The sequence below is a fragment of the Kitasatospora sp. NPDC003701 genome (assembly GCF_053587085.1).
Genome location: NZ_JBSFNM010000054.1, coordinates 26,351 through 49,804, shown reverse-complemented (window position 1 = coordinate 49,804; position 23,454 = coordinate 26,351). Strand labels below are relative to the sequence as shown.

Genomic DNA, 23,454 nt, shown 5'->3' with positions numbered 1-23,454 from the left:
GCCCGGGCGCCCCGCCGGTCCGGTCCGGCTCCGGCGGGGCGCCGCGTGGCAGGCGGGGGCGAGACCCCCGGCGGCCGGCCGCTACTTGGCGGACCGGGTGGATGCCGGGCCGAAGACCAGGCTGAGGTTGTGTCCGCCGAAGGCGAAGGCATTGCTCAGCGCGGCGCCCAGCGGTGCGGACCGGGCCGCGCCGCGCACGTGGTCGAGCGCGCAGGCCGGGTCGGGGTCGGTCAGGTTGAGCGTCGGCGGCAGCGTCCCCCGGGCCACCGCGAGTGCGGTCACCGCTGCCTCCAACGCCCCTGCAGCGCCGAGCAGATGGCCGGTCGCCCCCTTGGTCGAGCTGACCGCCGGCCCCTGCTCGCCGAAGACGGCGCGCAGGGCGGCGGTCTCGGCCACGTCGCCCAGTTTGGTACCGGTGCCGTGGGCGTTGACGTAGCCGATGTCGGACGGCGCCAGGCCCGCGTTGGCGATCGCGGCGCGCATCGCGTCGGCCGCGCCCGAGCCGTCCGGGCGGGGCATGGTCGGGTGGTGGGCGTCGGTCGAGGCGCCCCAGCCGGTCAGGTCGGCGTAGCCGGCCGCGCCGCGGGCGTCCGCGTGCTCGGCCCGCTCCAGCACCAGGACGGCGCTGCCCTCGCCGAGCACGAAGCCGTTGCGGCGGGCGTCGAACGGCCGGCTGGCCTGCGCCGGATCGTCCCAACCCTGCGCCAGGGCGCGGGCGTTGGTGAAGGCGGCGGCGATCGTCGGGTGCAGCGAGGACTCGCTGCCGCCACAGACCACCACATCGGCGTCGCCGGCCCGGATCAGCCGCAGCCCCTCGGCGACGGCCTGGGCGCCGGCCGCGCAGGCGGTCACGATCGCCGAACTGAAGCCCCGGATCCCGTGCTTGATGGCGATCCGGGCGGTGGCCATGTTGGAGAGCATGCCAGGCAGCAGATACGGGCTGACGCCGGGCCGGCCGCGCTCCAGCCGCTTGTGCGACTGCTGCTCGAAGGTCTCCAGCCCGCCGCCGCCGGTGGCCAGCACCACGGCGGTGCGGTGCGGGTCGGCGTCCCGCCCGACCACCAGGCCCGCGTCGGCGAGCGCGTCGTCGGCGGCGGCCAGGGCGAGCAGGACGAACCGGTCCACGCACCGGGTCTCGGTCGGCAGCAGCACCTCGCGGCCGTCGACGGCGGGTGCCAGGCCGGCGGCGGTGAGCCAGCCGTGCGCGGCGTGGCCCTCGGGCAGCGCGCGGATGCCGGAGCGGCCGGCGGTGAGCGCCTCGAAGACCTCGGCCGGCTTCTGGCCCACCGGTGTGACCAGGCCGATGCCGGTGACCACCGCTCCCGGTCGGCCGGCGGCCGCGCTCATCGGGCGGCCACCGAGTCGAGATAGCGCTGGCGCAGCAGCACCTTGCGGACCTTGCCGGTCGGCCCGAGCGGGATGTCCTCGCCGGCCACCACCAGGACCTGGCGGACGGTGGCCGCCGCGGCCTCGTCGAGGGCGGCTGTGACCGCCTTGGTGCGGTCGGCGGCCGGATCGGCGTCGGCGGCCAGGAGCAGCAGGACGTCGGTGACCACGCGCTCGCCGTCCCGGACGGCGACGACCGTGCAGTCCGCCACGTCGGGGCAGGCGGCCAGCACCCGCTCCTCCGACATCGCGGTGAACAGCCGCTTGCCGTCGCCGAGTTCGACCGAGTCGACGGCCCGGTCGACGTGGTAGTAGTAGCCCTCCTCGTCCCGGTACATCAGGTCCCCGGTGAGGAAGCGGCCGCGGATCCGGGTGCGGAAGGTGGTCGCCGAGTCGTTCCAGTAGCCGAGCGCCAGGGTGGGGGAGGAGGTGGCGAGTTCGCCGACCTCGCCGGGCCCCAGCGGCTCGCCGTCCGGGCCGACCACCTCGCAGTCGACGAAGGCGTGCGGGCGGCCGACGCAGCGGCCGTACCGCTCGGTGCCCGGGCCGTGGGTGATGAAGAAGTGCGAGTGGCCCATCTCGGTGGAGCCGAGGCCGTCCACGAACAGCGAACCGGGCACCCGGACCCGGCCCTCGCGGGTGACGGACTCGCGGCTGCCGGTGGCGATCAGCCGGCGGATGTGCACCTCGTGCGCGCAGTCCCCGGTGTTCCACCAGAGGGCGACGGAGGACAACTCGCGCTCGGCCAGGTCGTGGTGGGCCAGCTCGGCCCAGGTGGCGGCGAAGCCGATCACGCCGGTGGGCCGCCGGCTCTCGATGGCGTCCAGCACACCGGCGCCGGCCTGCCGGGAGAGCAGGTCGAGCCGGGTGTGCGAGCTGAGCGCGAGGTTGACCGCGATCAGGGTGGCGGCGTGCGGCGCGGGCAGCGCGCTGAGCATCCGGTCCTGGCCCTGCGGGCGGGGCAGTCGCAGACGGTGGCGGATCGCCGCGTACAGGCTCGCGTGCGAGTGGACCACGGCCTTGGGCATCCCGGTGGTGCCGGAGGAGTGGGTGATCGCCACCGGGTCGCCCGACCAGTGCCGGTAGGGCGCGGGGGCGGCGTCCGGGTCGCCGGAGCCGAGCGTGCCGATCTCCGGGAACAGCGGGGCGCCGGGGTCGTGGCCGGCCAGGGCGGCCAGGTGCGCGGCGTCGGCGAGGACGCCGACGGCGCCGAGCCGGGCGATGTAGCGGGCGGCGCGCTCACCGTCCACGTTCGGGTTCAGCAGCGCCGGGATCGCGCCGAGCCGGGCCAGCGCGAGGAAGGAGAGCACGTGGTCGGCGGCGTCCGTCGCGTAGACCACCACCGGGTCGCGGCGGGTGACGCCGAGGCCGTGCAGGGCCGCGGCCCGGGCCCGGACGGCGCGGTCGAGCTCGCGCAGGGTGAAGGACTGCCAGGCGGCATGGTCGTCCACCGGGGTGTCGAAGGTCAGCAGCGGCTCGTCCAGTCCGAGGCCGAGGGCCAGCCGGCTGGTGAGGACGTTGCCGGCGCCGACGTCGGGGTCGTCCGCGAGAAGGGTGCGGATACTGCGGATGCTCACGGTGGTGAATCCCTCCCATGGTGCTGGGCGTACTTCGGCGGGGCACGGCGTGTGGCGCCGCCCGCTCGATGGCGGTGCAAGCTCGATGGCGGTGCTCGTTCGATGGCGGTGCTTGTTCGATGGCGGTGCGGGGAGCGCGGAGGCGGTGGGGTGCGTGGGTGTGCGTGCGGGTCGCGGGGCGGGTCAGCCGGTCGTGACCAGGACGGCGGCGGCCCGGTCGGTGTCGTCGGCGGACTCCGCCTGCTCGGCGGCGATGACGAGGACCTGGTCCGCGTCGCCGTCCGCGAGGAGCAGCGCCGCCAGGTCGAGCGCGTCCTGCGGCACCCGGCCCGGTACCGATTCGGCCGGGCTGATCGCCACCACCGGGCCGGTCAGGCCCCAGCGGGCGGCGATGTGGCCGAGGACGGCGTTCGGGTTGGACTGGAAGAACAGCAGGGGCGGCACCCGCTGTCCGGAGGCGGCGGCGTCGTCGATGGCGCGCGCCGTGGCCCGGTCGCCCCCGGCGCTGGCCAGCAGCAGGGCGGTCCGACCGGGGGCCGGAGCGGTGCCGTGGTGGGCGCGCAGGCAGCGTTCGGCGGTCTCGGCCACCAGCGGATTGAAGGAGGAGGCGGTGAAGCCGGGGATCGGCGGGAGCGGCTCGTGCCGGCCCGGCTCCGGCCAGTGGGCTTCGGCGAGGACGCGCGGCCCGGTCATCGGGCCGCCACCAGGAGTGCGGTGTTGGCGCCGCCGAACGCGGAGTTGAGCGTCAGCGCGTAGCGCGGCCGGTCGGTGCGCGGGCCGTCCAGGACGAGGTCCAGCCCGACGTCCGGGTCCGGACCGAGCCAGCCGGCGTTGACCGGCAGCCGACCGTCGCGCAACGCGCCGATGGTGACGGCGAGTTCGAGCAGGGCGGAGGCCTCCAGGGCATGGCCGTGGACGGCCTTGCTGGAGCTCACCGGCAGCCGCCCGGCGTGGGTGCCGAACACCCGGTGCAGCGCGCTCGCCTCGGCCCGGTCGGCCAGCGGCGAGCCGGTGCCGTTGGCGTTGACGTAGCCGACCTCGGCCGGCGCGACGCCGCCCCGGGCGAGCGCGGCCTCGACGGCCCGGGCCACGCCGTCCCCGCCCGGCTCCGGGCGGCAGACGTGGTGGGCGTCCCCGGCCCGGCCCCAGCCGGCCAGCCGGGCGAGCACCGGCGCGCCGCGCCGCCCGGCCTGCGGCTCGGCCTCGACGATCACGGCGGCGGCCGCGTCGCCGAGCAGGGTGCCGGTCCGTCCGGCGCTGAACGGGCGCAGCTCGCCGTCGCGGGCCAGCGCCCGGCCGGCGTCGAAGGCGGCGAAGACGCCCGGCTCCACCAGGTGGCCGGCGGCGACCAGCACCCGGTGGTGGCGGCCGGCGGCCACCACCGCGGCGGCGTCGGCCACGGCGGTGCCGGCGGCGACGCAGGCGCCGGTGTAGACCCGGGTGACGCCCGCGACGTTCCAGGCGGCGGCCGCCCCGGCGGCCACGGCGGCGGTGACGGCCCGGGTGTTGAGGTCGCTGTGCAGGGCGAGCAGGACGGGCATGCCGTCCGGGTCGGTCGGGGGCCGGTCGTCCCGGTCCGCCGCCGCCCGGCCGTCGCCACCGCTGCCGGCTCCGTCGCCGCCCGCGGGCAGGCCGGCCTGCCGGCAGGCCTGGTCCACGGCGGCGAGCACGGCGTCGGCGAGCGACACCGGCTCGGCCAGCAGCGCGGCCCGGGTGGCCCGGCGTGCGGAGACGTCGAACCTGGTCACCGTGGTGAAGGCGGTCTTGCCGTGGGCGGTCGCGTCGGCGAGCGCGTCGAGCCCGGTGCCGGCCGCGCTGAGCACGCCGACGCCGGTCACCACGGGCCGGACGGCGGGCGGGGCGTGGCCGGTCATGACTGCGCGGCCCCTGCGGTCCGCGGCGCCGAGGCGGCGCCGCCGGCCGCCGTGAGGACGGCCGAGCGAAGCACCTCGACCGCGTCGTCCACGGTCCGGATCGCCTCGAAGCGTTCGTCGTCGAGGTCCGGCTCGATGCCGTATCGCTGCTCGAACTCGGCGATCAGCCAGGTGAGTTCGAGGGAGCCGAGCTCCTCGGGGACGCTCTCGGCGGCGCGCTGCCCGAACGCCGCCAGGATCGCCAGGACCTCGGCCCGGTCGGGGAGGACGGGCTCGGTCACGCCGGGCTGCCCGCAGTGGCGGTGGCGGCGATGCGCTTGGCGACGTCGCCGGTGAACTCGTCGAGCGTCATCAGCGCGGTGCTCTCCATCTCGTCGAAGTCGAACTTGATCCCGAACTCGTCCTCGACCTGCACCGAGAGGTCGGCCAGGGCGAGCGACTCCAGGTCGAGCCCGGCCGGGCCGAGGTCGGTGTCGCCGGTGACCTCGGAGACGTCGTACTGCATCTCGGTCAGCGCGGCGAGGACGAACTCGCGGATGCGGTCCTGCATGGTGTGCTCCTGTACTCGCGCACGCTGCGGCGCGCGGATCGTCGGGGGAGGAGGGGGACGGTGGGAGGCGGGGGTTCGGCCGGGGGGTCCAGCAGTTCGGTGGTGCCGCGGCTCAGTGCGGTGCGTCGGCGGCGGTCGCCCGCAGGGCGGCCGGGTCGCGCAGCAGCTTTCCGGTGGCGGTGCGCGGGAGTTGCGGGAGGAAGGAGAGCCGGCGGGGCCGCTTGTAGGCGGCGAGCTGCCGGGCCAGCCCCTCGCGGACCAGCGCGTGGTCGGCGTCCTCGTCGGCGGCGAGGTACGCCTCGATGGCGCCCTCGTCGAAGACCACGACGGCCTCGCGGACCCGGGGCAGGGCGGCCAGGATCAGTTCGACCTCGGTGAGGTCCACCTTCAGCCCGCCGATCGAGACCTGGGAGTCCCGCCGGCCGAGGACGGTGACCAGTCCGGTGGCCCGGTCCAGCTCGGCGGCGTCGCGGGTGTGCAGCCAGCCGTCCGACCAGCGGGTCGGGTCGTCCAGCCCCGGGTACGGCGAGGCGGCCGTCCTCAGCTGCAACTCACCCGCCATCAGTCGTAGTTCCATTCCGTGCACGGGCCGCTTCGCCGGGTGCAGGCCGCCGTCCAGGTCGGTGGCGATGACGCCGAGCTCGGTCATTCCGTACATGGTGCCCAACGGCACGCCGTACTTGGCGGTGAAGGCGGCCGGCAGGCCCGGGCGGACCAGCTCCCCGGCCACCACCATCCGGCGCAGTCGCGGCAGCGCCGGGGGCGCGGCCGCACCGGCCAGCAGTTCGGCGTGGAAGGGGACACCGATCACGGTGGTGGGCCGTTGGTCCTCGTCCGCGACGGCGGCCAGGATGCCCGCCGCCGTCATCCGCTCCGGCACGGTCAGCGGTGCGCGGGCGTGCAGGCTGTTCAGCAGTCCGCCGACCAGTCCGAGCACATGCACCACCGAGGAGAGCAGCACCACCCGCTCGCCCTCGCCGGGGAAGTCCACCAGCTGCTGGTAGCAGCCGAGTTCGCGGATCAGATCACCGGCGGTACGGGCGATGACCTTGGCCGGGCCGGTGGACCCGGAGCTGAGCTGGACCAGCGCGTGGCCGGTCCGGGCAGGCCGCCCGTCCGGTAGCCGGACGGCCACCGGCTCGATCTCGGAGAAGCCTCGCAGCGCCGCCGAGGGCCGATGCTCGGACCCTACCAGCACCTGCGGGGCCAGCCGGTCGACCGCGAGGCCGATCTCGTGGTCGGTCAGCCGGTGGTCCAACAGGGCCACCTGGGCGCGCAGTTGCCAGCAGGCGAGCAGCACGGTGACGAAGCCCAGGGAGGGCGGCAGCCGCAACGCCGCCGTGCCGCCCGGGCCGAGGCCGGCCGCGGCCAGCCGTGCGGCCTGCTCGTCGACCAGCGCGCGCAGGGTGGCGCGGTCGACGGGTGTGCCGAAGCGCAGGCACTCCTCGCCCTCCGGACCGGCCAGCAGGAACCGTGCCACCCAGTCGTCCGGGGCGTCGGCGTGCGGCGGTGAAGAGGGCGGAAGCGAAGAGAGGGAAATGCCGGTCAACGCCACTCCACACAGAGGAGATTTGACATGGACGCCGTTCTCAACCAATACGGTCAATTCCGTTGCCAGACCTTTGCACAGACGTTTGGTCAAATCAAGGTCTATACCAATCCGGCTCGCACCTCCTACGCTGCCGAAGCGGGACTGGTCCGAGCGCGGCCGTCCGGGAACGAGGATGCCCGTGGGACTAACCACGCTGGCCGGCACGGAGCGCGCGGCGCGCGCCCAACTGCCACCGGAAATATGGGACTTCATCGAGGGTGGCAGCGGAGCCGAACGCACCCTGGCGGGCAACCGGGAAATGTTCGGCCACTATGCACTGCGGCCCCGCACGCTCGTCGACGTGTCGACCTGCTCGACCGCCGTCCCGCTGCTCGGAACGGAGCTGGGACTGCCGGTCGGAATTGCCCCGATGGCCTACCACCGGCTGGTCCATTCGGACGGGGAAACCGCGACCGCCCGGGCAGCCGGCCGGGCCGGGGCACTCCTGGTCGCCGGAATCTTCGCCAGCCGGACCCTGGAGTCCATCGCGGCCGCGGCCACCGGCCCGCTCTGGCTGCAGCTCTACTGGCTGCGCCGCCGCGACGCGCTCGCCGCGCTGATCGAACGGGCCGAGGCGGCCGGCTTCGGCGCGCTGATGCTGACCGTGGACGCGCCCCGGATCGGCCGCCGGCTGCGCGACCTGCGCAACGGCTTCGCCGTCCCGCCGCAGATCCGCGCCGTCAACCTCGACCCCGCGCTGATGGCCGCCAGCCACCGCTCCGACGCGGGCTCCTCCGGCATCGCCGACCACGCGCTGGAGCAGTTCGACCCCACCCTGACCTGGTCCGACCTGGCCTGGCTGCGGGAGCGCAGCCGCCTCCCGCTGGTCCTCAAGGGCATCCTGACCGCCGAGGACGCCAGGCTCGCCGCCGAACACGGGGTGGACGCCGTGGTGGTCTCCAACCACGGCGGCCGCCAGCTGGACGGCGCGCTGCCCGCCCTCGCGGCACTTCCCGAGGTGGTCGCCGCCCTCCCGCCGGACGTTCCGGCGCTGCTCGACGGCGGCGTCCGCACCGGCACCGACATCGCCGTCGCCCTCGCGCTCGGCGCCCGCGCCGTGCTGGTCGGCCGACCCGTCCTCTGGGGCCTCGCCACCGAGGGCGAGGCCGGCGTGGTCCGGGTGCTCGACCTGCTCCGGGACGAACTGGAGCACACCCTCGCCCTGCTGGGCTGCCCCACGCCCGCCGACCTGGACCGCACCGCCCTCGCGCCCTGGCCCACCGCCCGCGCGCCCCGGCCCACCGCCTGACCGCGACCCTCCTGCCGGACGCTCCGCACCGGCACTCCGTACGGAGGTCCCGCACCGGAGCGCCACGAGGGTCCGGACCGACGTTCCGCACGCCCGACAGAAAGACCGACGACATGAAGAACCAGGACGCCTTCCCCGGCTGGGACTGGGACGACCCGGAGGACCTCGCCGTCCGCCTCGACGCGTTCAGCGGCGACGTCGCGACCTGCCAGAAGCTCGAACCGGCCGCCGGCGGCCTCCCGCAGGACCACCGGGGCTTCCGTGACCTCGGCCTCACCGGTATCGAGTTCGCCGCCTTCCGGACGGCCCACCCGGAGGGCCTCGGCACCGACCTGACCGCGCTGCGCAGCCCCGACGCCACCACCGAACCCGGCACCCTCTACCGCGTCGACGGCGACCGCTGGTTCACCCAGCTCGACATCGGCCGGCCGCTGCCCTTCGCCGACGCCAGCGTCGACTGGGTCTACGCCGAGCACCTGATCGAGCACGTCACCATGCCGGTCGCGGTCGGCTGGCTGCGCGAGGCCCGGCGCGTGCTGCGCCCCGGCGGCGTCCTGCGGATCACCACCCCCGACCTGGCCCGATACCTGGTCGGCTACGCGACGGACGACGGCTTCCTCGCCAAGCACCGCCGGCGCCTCGGCACCATGGGGTTCGGCCCGCCGATGCCGCAGCGCCCGGCCTTCCTGGTCAACCAGATCTTCCGGTACTACGGCCACCAGTGGATCTACGACCTGGACGAGCTGCGGCACGTCCTCACCCGGGCCGGCTTCGAGGCCGACCGGATCCGCCACTGCGCCTACCGGCAGGGCGCCCGCGCCGACGTCGCCGACCTCGACACCGCGTTCCGCACCGACGAGACGATCTACGTCGAGGCCGACCGCTGAGCCGGATCGCCCGACCCCCGCTGTCCGATGGGATGACCATGCCGCTGCACCCCCAGGCCCAGGCCCTGCGCGAGCGCCGCGCACGGGCCGGCACACCCCCGCTCTACAGCCTCACCCCGGCCCAGGCCCGCGCCGCCGACCTCGCCGACATCCGGGCCGCCGCCGGCACCCCCGAGCCGGTCGCGGCCGTCGAGGAGCACCGGATCGCCGGCCCGGGCGGCGAACTCGCCCTGCGGCTCTACCGCCCCGAGCCGGCCGGCCGGAGACTCCCGGCACTGCTCTACCTCTTCGGCGGCGGCTGGACGCTCGGCTCGCCCGACACCAGCGACGCGATCTGCCGCCGGCTGACCAACGCCGTCGGCTGCGTCACCGCCTCCGTCGGCTACCGCCTCGCTCCCGAACACCCCTTCCCCGCCGCCGTCCACGACTGCCGCGCCGCCGCCCGGTGGCTGGCCGACCACGCCGACGCCCTCGGCGTCGACCCGGCCCGGCTGGCCGTCGGCGGCGACAGCGCCGGGGGCAACCTCGCCGCCGCCCTCACCCTGCTCGCCCGCGACGAGGGCGGCCCGGCCCTGCGCCACCAGCTGCTGGTCTACCCCAACACCGACCACCGGGCGGCCGCCGCGGCACCGGGGGACCGGTTCGACGACCCGCTGCTCTTCAACCGCCGTTCGGTGGCGTGGTACTGGGGGCACTACCTGGCCGACCCCGCCGACGGCGACCACCCGCACGCCTCCCCGCTGCGCGCCCCGAGCCTGGCCGGACTGCCGCCCGCGACCGTGATCACCGCCGAGTACGACCCGCTGTGCGAGGAGGGCGAGCGCTACGCCGAGGCGCTGCGGGCGGCCGGCGTCCCGGTCGGTTCGCGCCGGTACGCGGGCATGCCGCACGGCTTCTTCGCCATGACGGGCGTGCTGGACGCGGCCGGGGAGGCCCAGCGGTACGCCGCCGAGCGGCTGCGCGAGGCGCTGCGATGACCGCCGTCCGGCCGCTCGCCGCGCCCGCCGCCGGCTCCACCGGACCGGGGGTCGAACCCCTCGCGCTGGCCGGGCTGCACGCCTCGCTGTCCGATCCGCTGCTGGACGCGATGACCTTCCTCAACGAGGTCACCACCCGCTACCCCCGGGCCGTCTCCTTCGCCCCCGGCCGCCCCTACGAGGGCTTCTTCGAGCCGGAGGACGTCCACGGCCACCTGGACGCCTATCTGGACCACCTGGCCGCCCAGGGCCTGGACCGGGACGCCGTCCGCACCACGCTGTTCCAGTACGGCCCGACCAAGGGCGTCATCGCCGGCCTGGTCGCCCGCACCCTGGCCAACGACGAGGGCCTCGCCGTCGCCCCCGAGTCCCTGGTGCTCACCGTCGGCGCCCAGGAGGGCATGCTGCTGACGCTGCGCGCGCTCTGCGCCGGCCCGGACGACGTCCTGCTGGTCAGCTCGCCCTGCTACGTCGGCGTCACCGGCGCCGCCCGGCTGCTCGACCTGACCACCGTCCCGGTGCCCGAGGGCCCCGACGGCGGGCCCGACCCGCGGGCCGTCCGCGCCGCGGCCCGGGCCGTCCGGGCCGAGGGGCGCCGCCCGCGGGCGCTCTACGTCGTCCCCGACTTCGCCAACCCCTCCGGCACCAGCATGTCCGTGCCCGCCCGGACCGCGCTGCTGGACACCGCCGCGCAGGAGGGCCTGCTGGTCGTCGAGGACAACCCGTACGGCTTCTTCGCCCGCGACCCCGCCGAGCGACCCACCCTGAAGGCGCTGGACCGCCGCCGCCAGGTCGTCTACCTCGGCTCCTTCGCCAAGACCTGCTTCCCCGGCGCCCGGCTGGGCTACGTGGTCGCGGACCAGGAGGTGGCCGGGCCCGGCGGCCGGCGCTCGCTGCTGGCGGACGAGCTGGCGAAGCTGAAGAGCATGACGACGGTCAACACACCGGCGCTCAGCCAGGCCGTCATCGGCGGCATGCTGCTGCGGTACGACTGCCGGCTGCGGGCCGCCAACGCCGGTGCGACGGCCTACTACGCGGCCAACATGGCGGCGTTGCTGGGCGCGCTGGAGCGGCACTTCCCCGAGGCCGAGCGCCGGCGGCTGGGCCTGTCCTGGAACGAGCCGGAGGGCGGCTTCTTCGCCGTGCTGACGGTGCCCTTCAGGGCCGACGAGGCCGCCATGGAGCGGTGCGCGCGGGACCACGGCGTGCTCTGGACGCCGATGGCGCCGTTCTACCCGGCGGGCGGGGGAGAGCGCCGGCTCCGGCTCTCCGTCAGTTCACTGACGCAGCGTCAGATCGTCGACGGGGTGGCCGAGCTGGCCCGCTTCATCCACGCCGAGGCCCGGTCGGCGGCCGGGGCGCGGTAGCGACGGCAGCAGGGCGGGGCCGGGGCTTCTCCAAGCCCCGGCCCCGCCCTCGTTGTCGTTCTTGTTGCTGTGCGGCTCAGCGCACCCGGGTGGAGAACAGCCGGGCCGAGCAGTACACGGACGCCACCGTCATCAGGACGACCACCAGCAGCCCCTGCCAGACCGCGCTGTCCCCGACATGGCCGGAGAACAGCGCCCGCATGCCCTCCACGGCCCAGTAGAAGGGGTTCCACTTGGCCATGGACTGCAGCCACACCGGCGCCAGCGCCAGCGGCAGCAGGACCCCGGAGAGCAGCGCGATCGGCTGCGCGAGGGTGTTCACCACCGGGGCCATCGCCTCGTCCGCCGGGAGCACCAGTGCGATGCCGTAGGAGATGGCCGAGGTCATCAGGGCCAGCAGGCCGAGCAGCAGATAGGCCAGCAGCAGGTCCAGCGGCGCCACCCGCAGCCCGAAGGGCAGCGCGATCAGCGTGATCAGGACCGCCTGGACGAGCAGCGCCACCGTCTCGCGCAGCGCCCGGCCGAGCAGCAGGGCCAGCCGGCTCACCGGGGTCACCCGGGACCGCTCGATGATGCCGGCCTTCAGCTCGCCGAGCAGGGTGAAGCCGGTGTACAGGCCGCCGAAGATGCAGAGCACCGCCAACAGGCCGGGCACGTAGACCTGGTAGGCCTCGGCGTAGGTGGTCGCGCCCATCGGCGCCAGCACCTTCTTGAGCAGCGGTGCGAACAGCAGCAGGTAGAAGACGGGCTGGATCAGCCCGACGGCGATCCAGATCGGGGTTCGCCACATGAGCAGCAGCTGTCGCTGGAAGACCAGCCAGGTGTCGCGGGCGAGCTTCATGAGGGCCTCTCGGGGATCAGTGCTCAGGACTGGTCGATGGAGCGGCCCGTCCGGGCCAGGAACACGTCGTCCAGGCTGGGCCGTTGCAGCTGCACGGTGCCGGGCACGACGCCCGCCCCGTCCAGGGCGCGCAGCAACCGCGGGATCGCGGCCGCGCCGTCGTCGAGGTAGAGCCGCAGGCCGTCGTCGCCCTGCTCCTCCAGCCGGCGCAGGTACGGCTGCTCGCGCAGTGCCTTGGCGGCGCGTTCGGCCTCGCCGGCGGCGAGGCCGACCAGCACGACGTCCCCGGAGATCTCCCGCTTCAGGGCCTCGGGCGTGCCCTCGGCGACGATCTCGCCGTGGTCGACGATCGCCACCCGGTCGCAGAGCGCGTCGGCCTCCTCCAGGTAGTGCGTGGTCACCACCACGGTCAGGCCTTCGGCGTTCAGGCGGCGGATCTCGGTCCACACCTGCGCCCGGCTGGCCGGGTCGAGGCCGACCGTGGGCTCGTCGAGGAAGAGCACCTCGGGCGCGTGGATGACGCCGAGCGCGATGTCCAGCCGGCGGCGCTGGCCGCCGGAGTAGGTGCGGCACGCGCGGTCGCCGAACTCGGTGAGCCCGAAGGCTTTCAGGGCCACCTCGGCCTGCTGCCGGGCCAGGGCCTTGCGGGTGCCGTGCATCCGGGCCTGCAGCACCAGCTCCTCGCGGGCGGTGACGGTGTCGGCGGTGCCGCCGCCCTGGGCGACGTAGCCGATCCGTCGGCGGACTCCGGCCGGGTCGGCGAGCAGGTCGGCGCCGGCGATCCGGGCCGCGCCGCCGTCCGGGCGGATGAGCGTGGCGAGCATGCGCAGGGTGGTCGTCTTGCCGGCGCCGTTGGGCCCGAGGAAGCCGAAGATCTCACCTGCGGCCACCTCCAGATCGATGCCGCGGACGGCGTCGACGGCGGCCTGGCCGCGTTGTTTGGACGGATAGGACTTGCGAAGTCCCTTGGTCTCGATCAACCAGAACTCCCGTGCGGGGATGGGTTGCCACGTCGAAGACGGCCAGCGCACACAGGGCTGGCCGGTCCGTGCGGGGATGGTGGCCGGGGCACCTGGGAAGCGGTGCTTCGCGCCACACTAGGGTCTGCGGCGCCCCGGATACAATGGCCTAGACCAATGGATTCGATCGTCCGGCCCCGGCTCCGACCAGCGCCTCCAGGCGGTCGGCCGCCGTCACCGCCCCGCCACCGGCACGCAGCGCCGCACCCACCCGGACGGCGGCCTCGCGGTGCTCCGGCGCGTCAAGAACCGTGCGCAGCGCGGCCGCCAGCCCCGGTGGCGTGACACGGGCGAACGGCACCCGCAGCCCGGCGCCGGCCGCCGCCACCTGCGCCGCGACGAACGGCTGGTCGTGCCGGATGGGCGCCGCCACCAGCGGCAGCCCGTGCGCCAGCGCCTCGCCGACGGTGTTCATCCCGCCGTGGCACAGCACCGCGTCCAGCGCGCCGCGCGCCATCAGCTCCAGCACCGGGGCCCGGTCCACGGCCACCGCGTGGCGGGGCAGTTCGGGCAGCAGGGCGGCGGGTGCCGCGATCACCGGCTGCACGTCGTCGCCGCACAGCTCCAGGGCCCGGACGGCCCGGGCGTGGAAGTCCGCGCCGAGGTCGCCGGCCAGCGTCCCCATGGTGACCAGCACCCGCCGCCGGCCCGGCTCCAGCCGCTCCCAGGGGAATCGCGGATCGGCCGGCCGCTCGGCGAGCACCGGTCCGACCAGCGCGTAGTGCGCCGGGAAGGCCGTCGGACCGGTCAGCGCGGGCCCGGTCGGCGCCAGGACCAGGGCGGGGGAGAAGCGCGGGTCGGTGTACTCCTCCTCCGGCAGCCCGGCGCGCCGCCAGAGCCCGGTGAGCAGCCCGGTCATCCAGGCCTCCACCTGCGGCAGCGCCCGGAACGGCCGCCCCAGCTCCATCGCGCCCGGCGCCAGGCTGGCCCACGGCAGGCCGTGCCGGTGCGCGACCAGTGCGCCCGCCGGTGTGTGCTGGTCGACCAGCAGTGCGTCCGGCCGGAACTCCCGCACCGCCGCGTCCAGCGGCTTCGCGGTGAACCGCGCGTACGGGACGATGAAGCCCTCCCAGAGCGAGCGCAGGGCGGCCAGCCCGTGCCCGCCCTGCGCCCGGAACGCCCGGGTGCCCGTCCCCAGCACGAGGGCCTCGGGCCCGAGCAGCGGCCGCAGCACCGACTCGGTGCCGGTCCAGGCGACTTCGTGGCCGCGCGCGGCCAGCTCGCGGGCGATCCCCACGACCGGATTGACGTGTCCCGTCAACGGCGGCACCACCAGCAGGAATCGGCTCATCGGGCGGGCTCCTCGGCGGGCAGCAGGCGCTGCACCTCGGCGACGGTCAGGGCTTCCAGTGCGGTCAGGTCCAGCCGGGCGCGCAGGGCGGCGAGGCCCACCGGTGCCCCGAAGTACCCGCACAGAAGGGCATCGAGCGTGGTGAGTTCGTACTCGTCCAGCATCAGATCGGCGTCCAGCCGGGCCTGCGGGGTGACCCGTGCGGCCCATTCGGGCGGCGCGCCGGCGGCTTCGACCAGCAGTGCGACCAGCTCCGGACGCACCGGGGCAGCGGAATCGGGGGGTTCACGATCGGTCATGGGGGGCTCCACCTGCTCGACGGCACGGGGCGGATGAGTCTGCGAAGGGCCCGAGATCACTTGTGCGACCCGTCGGGCGTCGGAATACTAGCCCGCGTGACCGCACTGGAGGCAGTGGCCGTTCACCTCCCCCACCACACCGTGCCCATTGAGGCAGTGGGCGAGCGAATCGGCCTGACCCCACGTCAACTTCGACTCTTCCGCCGCTTCCACGGCCTGGACCAGCTGCGCCTGGATCCGGACGGGAAGCTGCCCGACCTGCTCGGCGCCGCCGTCGAGGCCTTACCGGAGCTGCACGGGCGCGAACGGCACGTCCGTTTCGTGATCCACGCGCGCAGCATGCCGGTGGCGGTGCCGTACCCGCTCAACCCGCTGCACGACCTGCTCGGCCGCTACGGCCTCGGGCACGCCGCGGCCTTCACGGTGACCCACCACGCCTGCGCGGTGGGCCTGCTGGCCGTCGACCTGGCCGGCCGGCTGCTGGCCGGGCTGGCCGACCCGGAGGCCCTGGCGCTGGTCCTGGCCGGGGAGAAGACCTTCACCAAGGATGCCCAGGTGGTGCCCGAGACCGGGATCTTCGCCGAGGGCGCGGCCGCCTGCCTGGTCCGGGCGACCGGCGAGCGCAACCGCGTGCTCTCCTACGCCGTCCGCCACCGGCCCGAGTTCGACGGCCGTCTCGCCGAGGACGCGGAGCTGCTGGCCCGCTACCAGCGCGAGTACCCGGTGGTGATGATCGAGGCGATCGAGGCCGCCCTCGACCAGGCAGGTCTGGACCTCTCGGACCTCGCCCTGGTGCTTCCGCACAACGTCAACCAGGCCTCCTGGCGGATGATCTGCCGCCGGATCGGCTTCCCGGTGGAAAAGGTGGTGCTGGACAACGTGCGCTCGGTCGGGCACAGTTTCGCTGCAGACAGCCTCATCAATCTCCACACCGCCACCACGCGGGGGCTGCTCCGCCGCGGCGACCGCTACCTGATCGCCGCCGCCGGTGTCGGAGCCACCTTCTCCGCCATGGCCGTCGAGCACTGACGCATCGTCGGCCCGGCGCACACCGGCCGCGTACCGGCATGGCGAGGACGACCACGCCTCCGCCCGCCGCACCCATTCACCTCTCATGCACGACGGGACGGGACACATCCATGTCAGAACCCGCGGTCCAGACCACTGACACCGAGCTGCGCGACCGGATCCTGCGGAGCATCGGCGAGCTGCTGCCGCGCGTCCTCAAGCGCGACCTCCCCGAGATCCCCGAGAACGCCTGCCTCTTCGACGACCTCGGCCTCACCTCGGCCGGCACCATCGAGCTGATCCTCGAGGTCGAGGAGACGCTGGACATCCAGGTCGACGTCGAGCAGATCAGCGAGGACGACCTGCGCTCGGTGAACAACCTGGCCGACTACGTCGCCGGGCACATCATCCCGGAGGACTGACCGGGTGGCCGCCGCTCCCGCGTCGCCCCCGACTGCCCTCGGCATCACCCGGATCCTCGCCCGGTCCTTCGACGGCAGGTCGGAGACCTCGCTCGACCCGGACCTCCGGGTGTTCGTCACGGACCTCGTCCGGCCGTACGGCCTGCCGGTGCGGGAGGACCTCCTGGCCGAGGGCGTCGGCCACTCCTACGCCGAGCTGGCCGAGGGCCTGCTGGCCGAGGCGCTCGCCGACGGCGTGCCGGTGGACCTGCTGATCCTGGCGTTCGACTCACCGGACGTGCGCCCGGGCGCGCCCAGCTCGCTGGCGATGAGCCGGTCCTGCCCGGGCTCGCCGCTGGCCTTCGCCCTCTGCGACCAGGGGTCGGCGGTGGCCTTCAGCGCACTGCGGGTGGCCGCCGAGTACCAGCGCACCGGTGCCTGCCGGCGCGCGGTGGTGGTGCTGGCCGAGCAGACCGCGCTGCACTACCGGCCGGCGGCGCCGGTGGAGCTGCCCGAGCGGCACAGCGTCGTCGTCCTGGTCCTCGACGAGACCGCCGGAGCAGAATTGACGATCCGTCAGGTCTCCTCCCTGGACGACGAGCTGGCGTCCAAGGAGATCGACGGCGAGGTGCGCTCCCTGGAGTCGGGCGCCGCCGTCCTGCTGGACTCCGGCCTGGCGGTCGAGCAGGGCCGCGAAGCGGTGGTCACCGCCGCGCCCGGCCGGCCGTTCACCGGTCTCTGGGCGGAGCTGGCCGAGCGGCTGCCCGACTGGCAGGCGCAGCGGCGGCCGGTGCTGGCCGTCGGCCTGGACCGCAGGCTGGGGGTCCTGAGCGCGCTGAGCCTCCGGGTCGGACCGTGACCGCCGATCCGGCCGCCACCGCGGAGCCGGCCGACCCGGTCGACCCGGTCGACCTCTGGATCATCCCCGCCGACCAGCCGGACGACGTCGTCCGGGAGCTCCGCGGCCTGCTGGACCCCGCCGAACTCGCCCGCGCCACCGGCCGCGGCCCCGCCCGTGACCCCGTGCTCGGGCGTCGGTTCACCGTGGTGCACGGCATCGTCCGGCTGCTGGTGGCCGAACGCCTCGGCCTGCACCCCGCCGGGCTCACCTGGCGGTACGGCCCGCACGGCAAACCCGGGCCGGTGGTGGGGGGCGAGCGGCTCGGCGTCAGCTACTCCGAGTCCGGCGGCCTGGCGGTCGTGGCGCTGACCGAGGGGCGGCCGGTCGGCGTCGACGTCGAGGAGATCCATGACGCGCGGGTGGCCACCAGGGTCGCCGAGCGCTACTTCCCGGGCGCCGAGGCCGAGTTCCTCGCCGGGTCGGCCACGCCCGCCGTGCTGGCCGAGCGCTTCACCACCCTCTGGTGTCGCCGCGAGGCCTGCGTCAAGGCCTACGGCGGGCGGCTGGTGCAGGGGTTCGGGCTGCCGTTGGCGGGCTCGGCGCCCGTGCGCCTGTCCCGCCCGGGCGCCCTCGGCGAAGGCCCCTGCCTGCTCGACGACGTTCCGGTGCCGGGGCCGTTCCGCGCCGCCGTGGCGCTGCTCGGAGACCGGCCGTTCCGGCTCCGGCGTCACCACTGGTCGCCCCTGACATGCACCAAACAGACTGTACCGCACCGGAGTTGATGGATCGTCGGAATCCCAGAACTCTGGTCTGTACCACCTCGTCGGGCCGCTGGTAGCGTCCCGACCCGCACTCCGCTGAAAACCCCAGGCCGGCCGAAGGGCGCGTACGACGTGACAGAGACCAGCCGGCGGATCACCGTCCGGTACGGCGGCGCGAGCAGTGGCTTCGGGCCGCTGACCCTCGGCCAGGACAACATGATCCGCTGCATCCGGCGCGACAGGCCCGAGCAGATCAACAAGGAGTCCGTCTGGCCGGTCCCCGACGGGACGACCCTGCCGGCCGCGCTCGACGCCCTGCGCCGGCTCGTCGAGCGGCACGACTCGCTACGGACGGCCTTCCCGCCCGGGCCGGGCGCGGACGCCTTCCCCGAGCGCCAACTGGTCTCCGGTGAGGGCGAGTTCGCCGTCACCGTGCGCGCGGTGGACGGCCCGCCGGCCGACCGTGCCGACGGGCGCCACGCGCTCGACGCGCTCGCCGACGAGGTGGGCCGGGCCGATGTCGCCGTCCCGTTCGACCTGGCGGCCGGCCCCCGGCTCCGGTTCACCCTGCTGACCGACGGCGACCGGGTGCTCCGGCTGGTCGTGGTCGTCTGCCACGCCGGCGCGGACGGCGTCGCGACGACCCTGCTCATCCAGGACTGGCTCGCCCTCGCCGCGGGCAAGGAGCTCCCGCCCGCCACCGCCCGGACCCCGCTGGAGGTGGCGGCGCTGGAGCAGAGCGACCAGGGCCGCCGCAGGACCGCCGCCGCGCTCAAGCACTGGCGGAAGGTCCTGACCACCGCGCCGGCGGCCGTCTTCGCCGACTCCCGGATCACCGGCCCGCCGAACGGCGTCGCCGCGGTCGTGCTGCGCTCGCGGACGGCGGCCGCCGACCTGGCCGCCACCTCGCGGCGCACCGGCGCCAGCCCCTCCGTCGTCCTGCTCGCCGTCTTCGCGGCCCTGGTGGCCCGGCGGGCCGGCCGGACGGGGCTGGTCGTGTCGGCGCTCTCCGCCAACCGGCAGCGCGCCGTGATGGCCGACCACATCGGCACCCTCGCCCAGGACGCCCTGCTCGCCCTGGACACCGACGCGGGCGACCTCGACGAGCTGATCGGCCGTGCCAAGGCGGCCTCGCTCGCCGGGTACTGGCACAGCACCCTCCAGGCGGGCAAGGTCTGGCAGCTGATCGAGGACCTCGCCCACCTGCGCGGCTCCCGCTTCGCCCGCCACGTCGTGGTCAACGACCTCAGTCTGACCATCCCCGAGGCGATGTCGGACGCCCGCCCGGCGCCGACGAGCGACCCGGAGCTGACCTGGCTGCCCGACCAGCCGGTGGCGGTCCGGGTGATGCTCAACATCCTGCGGACCTCCGGCAGTCTGGAGTTCGCGCTGGTCGCCTGCCCGCAGGTGCTCGACCGCGAGCAGACCGGCCGCTTCGCACGCGCGGTGCCCGCCGTGCTCGAAGCCGCCGCGCGCGGGCCGGTCCCGCTCGCCGGACTGCCCGGGCTGACCGGTCTGGGCGGCGCCGTCCGGGAGGGCGAGTGGCGGCTGATCGACAACTCCTGGGTCGACCTGGTCGCCGTCCGGGCGCTGGTCACCGACGTCCTCGGCGCCGCCACCCGGGTCGAGTTCGACGACGGCCGCCTGGTCGCCCGGATCGCCACCGCCGACCCGGAGCTCACCCCGCTGGTCGCCCACCGCGCGGTGGTCGGGGCCCTGCCCGGCCGCGACACCGCGATGGCCCCGCAGCACTACGTCGTCCACGCCGCCGCGGCCGACCCGGCCGGGCCGCCGTCCTGGGGCGAGCTGCCGGTGGTCGCCGAGGGCACCGGCAGGTCCCCGGACGTCGTCGGCCGCCTCGCCCCGCCCGGCTGAGCGCCCGGGCGCCGGCGTAGCGGCGTGCCCCGGCCACCGAGGGCGCCGGGGGGCGGGGCACGGCCACGGGCGACTCACCCGAACGGGGGTGTCGCGTCTCCGTCGCCCGGTTCACCCCTGCGCGCCGTCCCAGGAGCAGACGGAGGTCGCACCCGAGGTCAGCCCCCACGGGCTGGGCACGTCCTCCGGGTCCTCCGGGTCGCTCTGCCGCGGCAGGCGGTCGACCACGTCGACCAGCGCCGGCGGCAGTTGCGGTGCCAGTCCCCGGTGGCAGCGCGAGAGGATGTCCCGCCGTACGTCGTCCGGCAGCAGCGGCCGGTCCGATCGCAGGACCGTTCGGTCGGCCGGCTGCGGGCGCGGTCGCGGCGGGCCCTCGGCGGTGGCGAGCTGGTCCGACCAGGCCCGCCAGTAGTCGGCGTCGTCCGTCTCGCCGAACCGGAGGTGGTACAGGTGCAGGCAGTACGCCGCCGTGCCGCTGCCGGACCCGGCCGCGAAGCGCCACCAGAACTCGGCGCCCTCCTCGCGGCCGCCGGCGTAGAGCAGCGCGGCGAACACCTCCGCCCCCTCCGGCTGGATCCGCCGCTCGTTGACCAGCAGGTCCAGGCCCCGGGAGGCGTTCGGGGCGCCGAGCACCAGGGCGACCACCAGACCCAGCTCGAAGGCGGCCTGCTCGTGCTCGGAGGGCAGGTGCACCGGGGCCGCCGTCACCCTGGCCTGGCGCAGCACGGCGATCCGCTCGGCGTGCGCCCGTTCGGGCCGCGGGACGTGCAGCGCCGCCGTCCGGCCGGCGGCCGGCGGGTCGGCGCCCGGGGGCGCGGGCGGTCCGGCGGGCGCCCCGGCCCGGTGCCGGGGGATCACTGTTCGCCTCCCCGGTCCGGCAGTTCGCGCACACCGAGCCGCTTGGCCAGCCGTTCCCGGGCGTGCCGGAGGTTGGAGTGGACGGTGGCGACGGGCCGGCCCAGGTAGGCCCCGATCACCTTGACGTGCAGGCCGAGCAGGTACCGCAGGACGACCACGTCCCGCTGCCGGTCCGGGAGTTCGAGGATCGCCGCGTACAACCGGACTTCGTCCGACTCGCTGTGCAGCAGTCCGTTCGCGACCTCCTTGAACGCCCCGATCACCGCCGCGAAGGTGACGGCCTCCACCTCGACCTGTTCCTCGCCGGCCACCCAGTCGGCGACGTGCCGGTTGGCCAACCGCCAGGCGTACGCGGCCGGTTCCTCGAACCGGAGGACGTGGGCCCAGTACCGGGCGAGGTCCTCCTTCACCGCGTCGACGACCAGGGCCACGTCCGCACGGTTGCCTATCCGGGTGAGCGCGAGGGCCCGCCAGGCCGGCTCGTGGGTCTCGCAGAACGCCGAATAGGCGAGCTCCAGACGGATGTTGGCGTTCTCCGGGCCGGTGTAGCCGTCGCCCTCGGGGTCGTCGCGGCCGGGGCCCGGACCGTCCCCCCACCCGCCGCCTCCGCCGGGGCCCGCCACCGCAGGCCCTCCCCGGTGCCCGAGTGCGCGGACACCCCTGTCGATCGTCATCGAACCTGCCTTCCGCGGCCGCCGACCGATGGCCGGCCGCCTGAGGGTGCGGACTCCGTCTCTGCCGCCCTCATTCCATCAGTTCCGTCACTCCGGGCTGCAATCCGAATACTGACTGTCATCCCGTCCGATCGGCGAATCATCGGTCCCGTCGAACTCGGCGGGACGGAGCGGTGATTGGTCGCCGGGTAGCGTGGGCAGCAATCGGTGAGTCCTGCGGCGGGGGAGAACGATGAGCCTTTACGACGGGGTCGACCTACGGCTGAACGTGCCGCACTCCGCCCGGATGTACGACTACTTCCTCGGCGGCTTCACCAACTTCGCCGCCGATCGCGAGGCGGCCGGTCAGGCGCTCGCCGCACTGCCCTGGCTGCGCTCGACCGCGCGCGCCAACCGGGCCTTCATGCAGCGCTCGACGCGGGCGCTCGCCGAAGCCGGCCTGGACCAGTTCCTCGACATCGGCACCGGCATCCCCACCTCGCCCAACCTGCACGAGATCGCCCAGCGGGTGAACCCGCGGGCCCGGGTGGTCTACGTCGACAACGACCCGATCGTGCTCTCGCACGCCCAGGCCCTGCTCACCGGGGCCCGCGAGGGCCGCACCGCGTACGTCGAGGCCGAACTGACCGACCCGGTGGCACTGCTCGCCGCGCCCGGCCTCCGGGACACCATCGACCTCGCCCGCCCGGTCGCGCTCTCCCTGAACGCCGTCCTGCACTTCGTCCTCGACGGCCCGGGCGACCCTGACGGCCCGGACGACCGTGTCGGACCGGACGCCCCTGACGGCCGTGTCGGGGGGAACCGCGCCCACGCGATCGTCGAGCACCTGAAGGCCGCCCTCGCCCCCGGCAGCGCGCTGGTGCTCTCCCACGTCACCGCCGAGTTCGCGCCCGAGGAGATCGCCCGCCTGGCCGGCATCTACCGGGCCGCCGGAACCCCCGGCCAGGCCCGTACGCACCACGAGATCGCCCGGTTCCTCGGCGGCTGGACGCTCCTCGCCCCCGGTCTCGTCCCCACCCCGCGCTGGCGCCCGGACGGCCCCGAGGACACCGCCGTGACCGACGTCGAGGCCTCCCTCTACGCGGCCGTGGCCCTCAAGCCGTAGCGGCCCGGCGGGCGCCACCGGCCACCTCGGCGCCCACCCCCGGTGCGGACGGGCCCGCGTCGGCCCAGACTGGTCGTGGAGCCTGCCCCGAGGAGAGTCATGCTGCTCGGACTCACCACCGCCCTGGTCGCGACCGTCTGCTTCGGCTTCGGCTCGGTCTTCCAGGCGCGCGGCGCGCGATCGGCGCCGCGGGCGGACCGGGTGCGGGTCGGACTGCTGGCCGCCCTCGCGCGCTCCTGGCAGTTCCTGCTGGGGACGGCGCTGGACATCGGCGGCTTCGTGCTGAGCGTGGTCGCGCTGCGCAGCCTGCCGCTCTTCCTGGTCCAGGCGGTCACCAACGCGGGCCTCGCGGTGACGGCGCTCGCCGCCGTCTGGCTGCTCGGCGCCCGGCTGCGACGCGGCGACGTGGCCGGGATCGTCGCGGTGGTCGTCGGACTCACCCTGCTGGCCCTGGGCTCCGGGCGCGAGGGCCGAGAGTACGCGCCCCCGGTCTTCCACTGGGCGCTGCTCGCCACCACGGTCCTGATGCTGCTGCTCACCCTGGTGCTGGCCCGCCGGGACGGCAACGCCGCGGCGGCCGGCCTCGGCCTGCTCGCCGGGGTCGGTTTCGGGGTGACCAGCCTGGCCGTCCGCGTCCTCGACGTCGGCGGGGTGGCCGACGTCCTCACCGACCCGGCGGCGTACGGGCTCGCCCTCGGCGGCCTCGGGGGCTATCTGGCGTACGCGCTCGCGCTGCAGCGCGGCACGGTGACGGCGGCCACGGCGGCCGGCACGGTGACCGAGACCTTCGGCCCGGCGCTGATCGGGGTGGTCGCCCTGGGCGACGCGGCGCGCCCGGGCTACGCCTGGTGCGCGCTGGCCGGCTTCGCGGTGGCGGTCGGCGGCACCTTCGTGCTCTCCCGGTTCGGCGAGGTGGAGGCCGAGGTGGGTCCGGCCGCGGCGGGGGCCGAGGACCGGGCCGAGGAGGCGGCGCTGCCACCCCGGTAGCCCGGACGGCGCCCCCGTGCGAAGGTGACTTGCCGG

Annotated in this window: 24 protein-coding genes; 11 read left to right on the top strand and 13 right to left on the bottom strand. The window is 75.2% G+C overall.

Annotation, left to right across the window (positions count from 1 at the left end):
* Positions 1 to 81 precede the first annotated feature (81 nt).
* From ACWDRR_RS34495 to ACWDRR_RS34465, 7 genes are all read right to left on the bottom strand, one after another.
* Positions 82 to 1,347, bottom strand: coding sequence for a beta-ketoacyl-[acyl-carrier-protein] synthase family protein (locus ACWDRR_RS34495; protein ID WP_449776206.1), 1,266 nt, complete (start codon positions 1,345 to 1,347; stop codon positions 82 to 84).
* Positions 1,344 to 2,963 (bottom strand): AMP-binding protein, encoded by a 1,620-nt coding sequence (locus ACWDRR_RS34490; protein WP_449776205.1) that lies wholly within the window; start codon positions 2,961 to 2,963, stop codon positions 1,344 to 1,346. Before ACWDRR_RS34490 ends, ACWDRR_RS34495 begins: the two co-directional genes overlap by 4 nt.
* Before the next feature lie 183 nt (positions 2,964 to 3,146).
* Positions 3,147 to 3,656 (bottom strand): beta-ketoacyl synthase N-terminal-like domain-containing protein, encoded by a 510-nt coding sequence (locus ACWDRR_RS34485; RefSeq protein ID WP_449776204.1) that lies wholly within the window; start codon positions 3,654 to 3,656, stop codon positions 3,147 to 3,149.
* On the bottom strand, positions 3,653 to 4,837 hold the full coding sequence (locus ACWDRR_RS34480; protein ID WP_449776203.1) for a beta-ketoacyl synthase N-terminal-like domain-containing protein: 1,185 nt from the start codon (positions 4,835 to 4,837) through the stop codon (positions 3,653 to 3,655). Before ACWDRR_RS34480 ends, ACWDRR_RS34485 begins: the two co-directional genes overlap by 4 nt.
* Entirely contained in the window at positions 4,834 to 5,118 is a 285-nt protein-coding gene (locus tag ACWDRR_RS34475) for an acyl carrier protein (RefSeq protein ID WP_449776202.1), read from the bottom strand. Before ACWDRR_RS34475 ends, ACWDRR_RS34480 begins: the two co-directional genes overlap by 4 nt.
* Positions 5,115 to 5,387 (bottom strand): phosphopantetheine-binding protein, encoded by a 273-nt coding sequence (locus ACWDRR_RS34470; RefSeq protein WP_449776201.1) that lies wholly within the window; start codon positions 5,385 to 5,387, stop codon positions 5,115 to 5,117. Before ACWDRR_RS34470 ends, ACWDRR_RS34475 begins: the two co-directional genes overlap by 4 nt.
* Before the next feature lie 112 nt (positions 5,388 to 5,499).
* Entirely contained in the window at positions 5,500 to 6,936 is a 1,437-nt protein-coding gene (locus ACWDRR_RS34465; protein WP_449776200.1) for a class I adenylate-forming enzyme family protein, read from the bottom strand.
* 175 nt (positions 6,937 to 7,111) lie between these two features.
* Between ACWDRR_RS34465 and ACWDRR_RS34460 the strand changes: the two genes are divergently transcribed.
* The 4 genes from ACWDRR_RS34460 (at position 7,112) to ACWDRR_RS34445 (ending at position 11,458) form a co-directional block, all read left to right on the top strand.
* Positions 7,112 to 8,227, top strand: coding sequence for an alpha-hydroxy acid oxidase (locus ACWDRR_RS34460; RefSeq protein WP_449776199.1), 1,116 nt, complete (start codon positions 7,112 to 7,114; stop codon positions 8,225 to 8,227).
* 113 nt (positions 8,228 to 8,340) lie between these two features.
* The gene (locus ACWDRR_RS34455) at positions 8,341 to 9,114 is read left to right on the top strand and encodes a class I SAM-dependent methyltransferase (protein ID WP_449776198.1); all 774 of its coding nucleotides are present in this window, start codon (positions 8,341 to 8,343) and stop codon (positions 9,112 to 9,114) included.
* Positions 9,115 to 9,152: 38 nt separating this feature from the next.
* The gene (locus ACWDRR_RS34450) at positions 9,153 to 10,091 is read left to right on the top strand and encodes an alpha/beta hydrolase (RefSeq protein ID WP_449776197.1); all 939 of its coding nucleotides are present in this window, start codon (positions 9,153 to 9,155) and stop codon (positions 10,089 to 10,091) included.
* Positions 10,088 to 11,458, top strand: a complete 1,371-nt coding sequence (locus tag ACWDRR_RS34445; protein WP_449776196.1) for an aminotransferase-like domain-containing protein — start codon at positions 10,088 to 10,090, stop codon at positions 11,456 to 11,458. Before ACWDRR_RS34450 ends, ACWDRR_RS34445 begins: the two co-directional genes overlap by 4 nt.
* A 76-nt stretch (positions 11,459 to 11,534) precedes the next feature.
* Here the strand turns inward: ACWDRR_RS34445 and ACWDRR_RS34440 are convergent, their stop codons facing one another.
* From ACWDRR_RS34440 to ACWDRR_RS34425, 4 genes are all read right to left on the bottom strand, one after another.
* On the bottom strand, positions 11,535 to 12,299 hold the full coding sequence (locus tag ACWDRR_RS34440; RefSeq protein ID WP_449776195.1) for an ABC transporter permease: 765 nt from the start codon (positions 12,297 to 12,299) through the stop codon (positions 11,535 to 11,537).
* Positions 12,300 to 12,322: 23 nt separating this feature from the next.
* On the bottom strand, positions 12,323 to 13,279 hold the full coding sequence (locus tag ACWDRR_RS34435) for an ATP-binding cassette domain-containing protein (protein WP_449776194.1): 957 nt from the start codon (positions 13,277 to 13,279) through the stop codon (positions 12,323 to 12,325).
* Between the two features lie 148 nt (positions 13,280 to 13,427).
* On the bottom strand, positions 13,428 to 14,609 hold the full coding sequence (locus ACWDRR_RS34430; protein ID WP_449776193.1) for a glycosyltransferase: 1,182 nt from the start codon (positions 14,607 to 14,609) through the stop codon (positions 13,428 to 13,430).
* Positions 14,606 to 14,908 carry a hypothetical protein gene (locus tag ACWDRR_RS34425; RefSeq protein WP_449776192.1) on the bottom strand — a complete coding sequence of 101 codons (303 nt, stop codon included), beginning with the start codon at positions 14,906 to 14,908 and terminating at the stop codon, positions 14,606 to 14,608. Before ACWDRR_RS34425 ends, ACWDRR_RS34430 begins: the two co-directional genes overlap by 4 nt.
* 96 nt (positions 14,909 to 15,004) lie before the next feature.
* Here ACWDRR_RS34425 and ACWDRR_RS34420 point away from each other — a divergent pair, with 96 nt between their 5' ends.
* From ACWDRR_RS34420 to ACWDRR_RS34400, 5 genes are all read left to right on the top strand, one after another.
* Positions 15,005 to 15,937, top strand: a complete 933-nt coding sequence (locus tag ACWDRR_RS34420; protein WP_449776191.1) for a 3-oxoacyl-[acyl-carrier-protein] synthase III C-terminal domain-containing protein — start codon at positions 15,005 to 15,007, stop codon at positions 15,935 to 15,937.
* A 110-nt stretch (positions 15,938 to 16,047) separates the two neighbouring features.
* Entirely contained in the window at positions 16,048 to 16,338 is a 291-nt protein-coding gene (locus ACWDRR_RS34415; RefSeq protein WP_449776190.1) for an acyl carrier protein, read from the top strand.
* Positions 16,339 to 16,342: 4 nt separating this feature from the next.
* A complete protein-coding gene (locus ACWDRR_RS34410) occupies positions 16,343 to 17,176 on the top strand; it encodes a hypothetical protein (protein ID WP_449776189.1) in 834 nt (277 codons plus the stop codon).
* Complete coding sequence (locus tag ACWDRR_RS34405; protein WP_449776188.1) at positions 17,173 to 17,940, top strand: 4'-phosphopantetheinyl transferase family protein; 768 nt, start codon at positions 17,173 to 17,175, stop codon at positions 17,938 to 17,940. Before ACWDRR_RS34410 ends, ACWDRR_RS34405 begins: the two co-directional genes overlap by 4 nt.
* 111 nt (positions 17,941 to 18,051) lie before the next feature.
* Positions 18,052 to 19,794, top strand: a complete 1,743-nt coding sequence (locus tag ACWDRR_RS34400) for a condensation domain-containing protein (protein ID WP_449776187.1) — start codon at positions 18,052 to 18,054, stop codon at positions 19,792 to 19,794.
* A 111-nt stretch (positions 19,795 to 19,905) separates the two neighbouring features.
* On the opposite strand, the gene ACWDRR_RS34395 is transcribed toward ACWDRR_RS34400, so the two are convergent.
* Both ACWDRR_RS34395 and ACWDRR_RS34390 read right to left on the bottom strand, forming a co-directional pair.
* The gene (locus ACWDRR_RS34395) at positions 19,906 to 20,652 is read right to left on the bottom strand and encodes a hypothetical protein (RefSeq protein WP_449776186.1); all 747 of its coding nucleotides are present in this window, start codon (positions 20,650 to 20,652) and stop codon (positions 19,906 to 19,908) included.
* Complete coding sequence (locus ACWDRR_RS34390) at positions 20,649 to 21,326, bottom strand: RNA polymerase sigma factor (protein ID WP_449776185.1); 678 nt, start codon at positions 21,324 to 21,326, stop codon at positions 20,649 to 20,651. The genes ACWDRR_RS34395 and ACWDRR_RS34390 overlap by 4 nt, the downstream gene beginning before the upstream one ends.
* A gap of 232 nt (positions 21,327 to 21,558) precedes the next feature.
* On the opposite strand from ACWDRR_RS34390, the gene ACWDRR_RS34385 reads away from it, so the two are divergent.
* Together ACWDRR_RS34385 and ACWDRR_RS34380 are read left to right on the top strand one after the other, a co-directional pair.
* Positions 21,559 to 22,431 carry an SAM-dependent methyltransferase gene (locus ACWDRR_RS34385; protein WP_449776184.1) on the top strand — a complete coding sequence of 291 codons (873 nt, stop codon included), beginning with the start codon at positions 21,559 to 21,561 and terminating at the stop codon, positions 22,429 to 22,431.
* 99 nt (positions 22,432 to 22,530) lie between these two features.
* Positions 22,531 to 23,418, top strand: a complete 888-nt coding sequence (locus ACWDRR_RS34380; RefSeq protein ID WP_449776183.1) for a hypothetical protein — start codon at positions 22,531 to 22,533, stop codon at positions 23,416 to 23,418.
* Positions 23,419 to 23,454 lie beyond the last annotated feature (36 nt).

Coding starts and splice junctions, on each gene's coding strand:
- ACWDRR_RS34430 (WP_449776193.1), bottom strand. CDS start 14,609: ATGAGCCGATTCCTGCTGGTGGTGCCGCCGTTGACGGGACACGTCAAT.
- ACWDRR_RS34480 (WP_449776203.1), bottom strand. CDS start 4,837: ATGACCGGCCACGCCCCGCCCGCCGTCCGGCCCGTGGTGACCGGCGTC.
- ACWDRR_RS34450 (WP_449776197.1), top strand. CDS start 9,153: ATGCCGCTGCACCCCCAGGCCCAGGCCCTGCGCGAGCGCCGCGCACGG.
- ACWDRR_RS34390 (WP_449776185.1), bottom strand. CDS start 21,326: ATGACGATCGACAGGGGTGTCCGCGCACTCGGGCACCGGGGAGGGCCT.
- ACWDRR_RS34485 (WP_449776204.1), bottom strand. CDS start 3,656: ATGACCGGGCCGCGCGTCCTCGCCGAAGCCCACTGGCCGGAGCCGGGC.
- ACWDRR_RS34470 (WP_449776201.1), bottom strand. CDS start 5,387: ATGCAGGACCGCATCCGCGAGTTCGTCCTCGCCGCGCTGACCGAGATG.
- ACWDRR_RS34440 (WP_449776195.1), bottom strand. CDS start 12,299: ATGAAGCTCGCCCGCGACACCTGGCTGGTCTTCCAGCGACAGCTGCTG.
- ACWDRR_RS34455 (WP_449776198.1), top strand. CDS start 8,341: ATGAAGAACCAGGACGCCTTCCCCGGCTGGGACTGGGACGACCCGGAG.
- ACWDRR_RS34445 (WP_449776196.1), top strand. CDS start 10,088: ATGACCGCCGTCCGGCCGCTCGCCGCGCCCGCCGCCGGCTCCACCGGA.
- ACWDRR_RS34460 (WP_449776199.1), top strand. CDS start 7,112: ATGCCCGTGGGACTAACCACGCTGGCCGGCACGGAGCGCGCGGCGCGC.
- ACWDRR_RS34385 (WP_449776184.1), top strand. CDS start 21,559: ATGAGCCTTTACGACGGGGTCGACCTACGGCTGAACGTGCCGCACTCC.
- ACWDRR_RS34415 (WP_449776190.1), top strand. CDS start 16,048: ATGTCAGAACCCGCGGTCCAGACCACTGACACCGAGCTGCGCGACCGG.
- ACWDRR_RS34495 (WP_449776206.1), bottom strand. CDS start 1,347: ATGAGCGCGGCCGCCGGCCGACCGGGAGCGGTGGTCACCGGCATCGGC.
- ACWDRR_RS34425 (WP_449776192.1), bottom strand. CDS start 14,908: ATGACCGATCGTGAACCCCCCGATTCCGCTGCCCCGGTGCGTCCGGAG.
- ACWDRR_RS34380 (WP_449776183.1), top strand. CDS start 22,531: ATGCTGCTCGGACTCACCACCGCCCTGGTCGCGACCGTCTGCTTCGGC.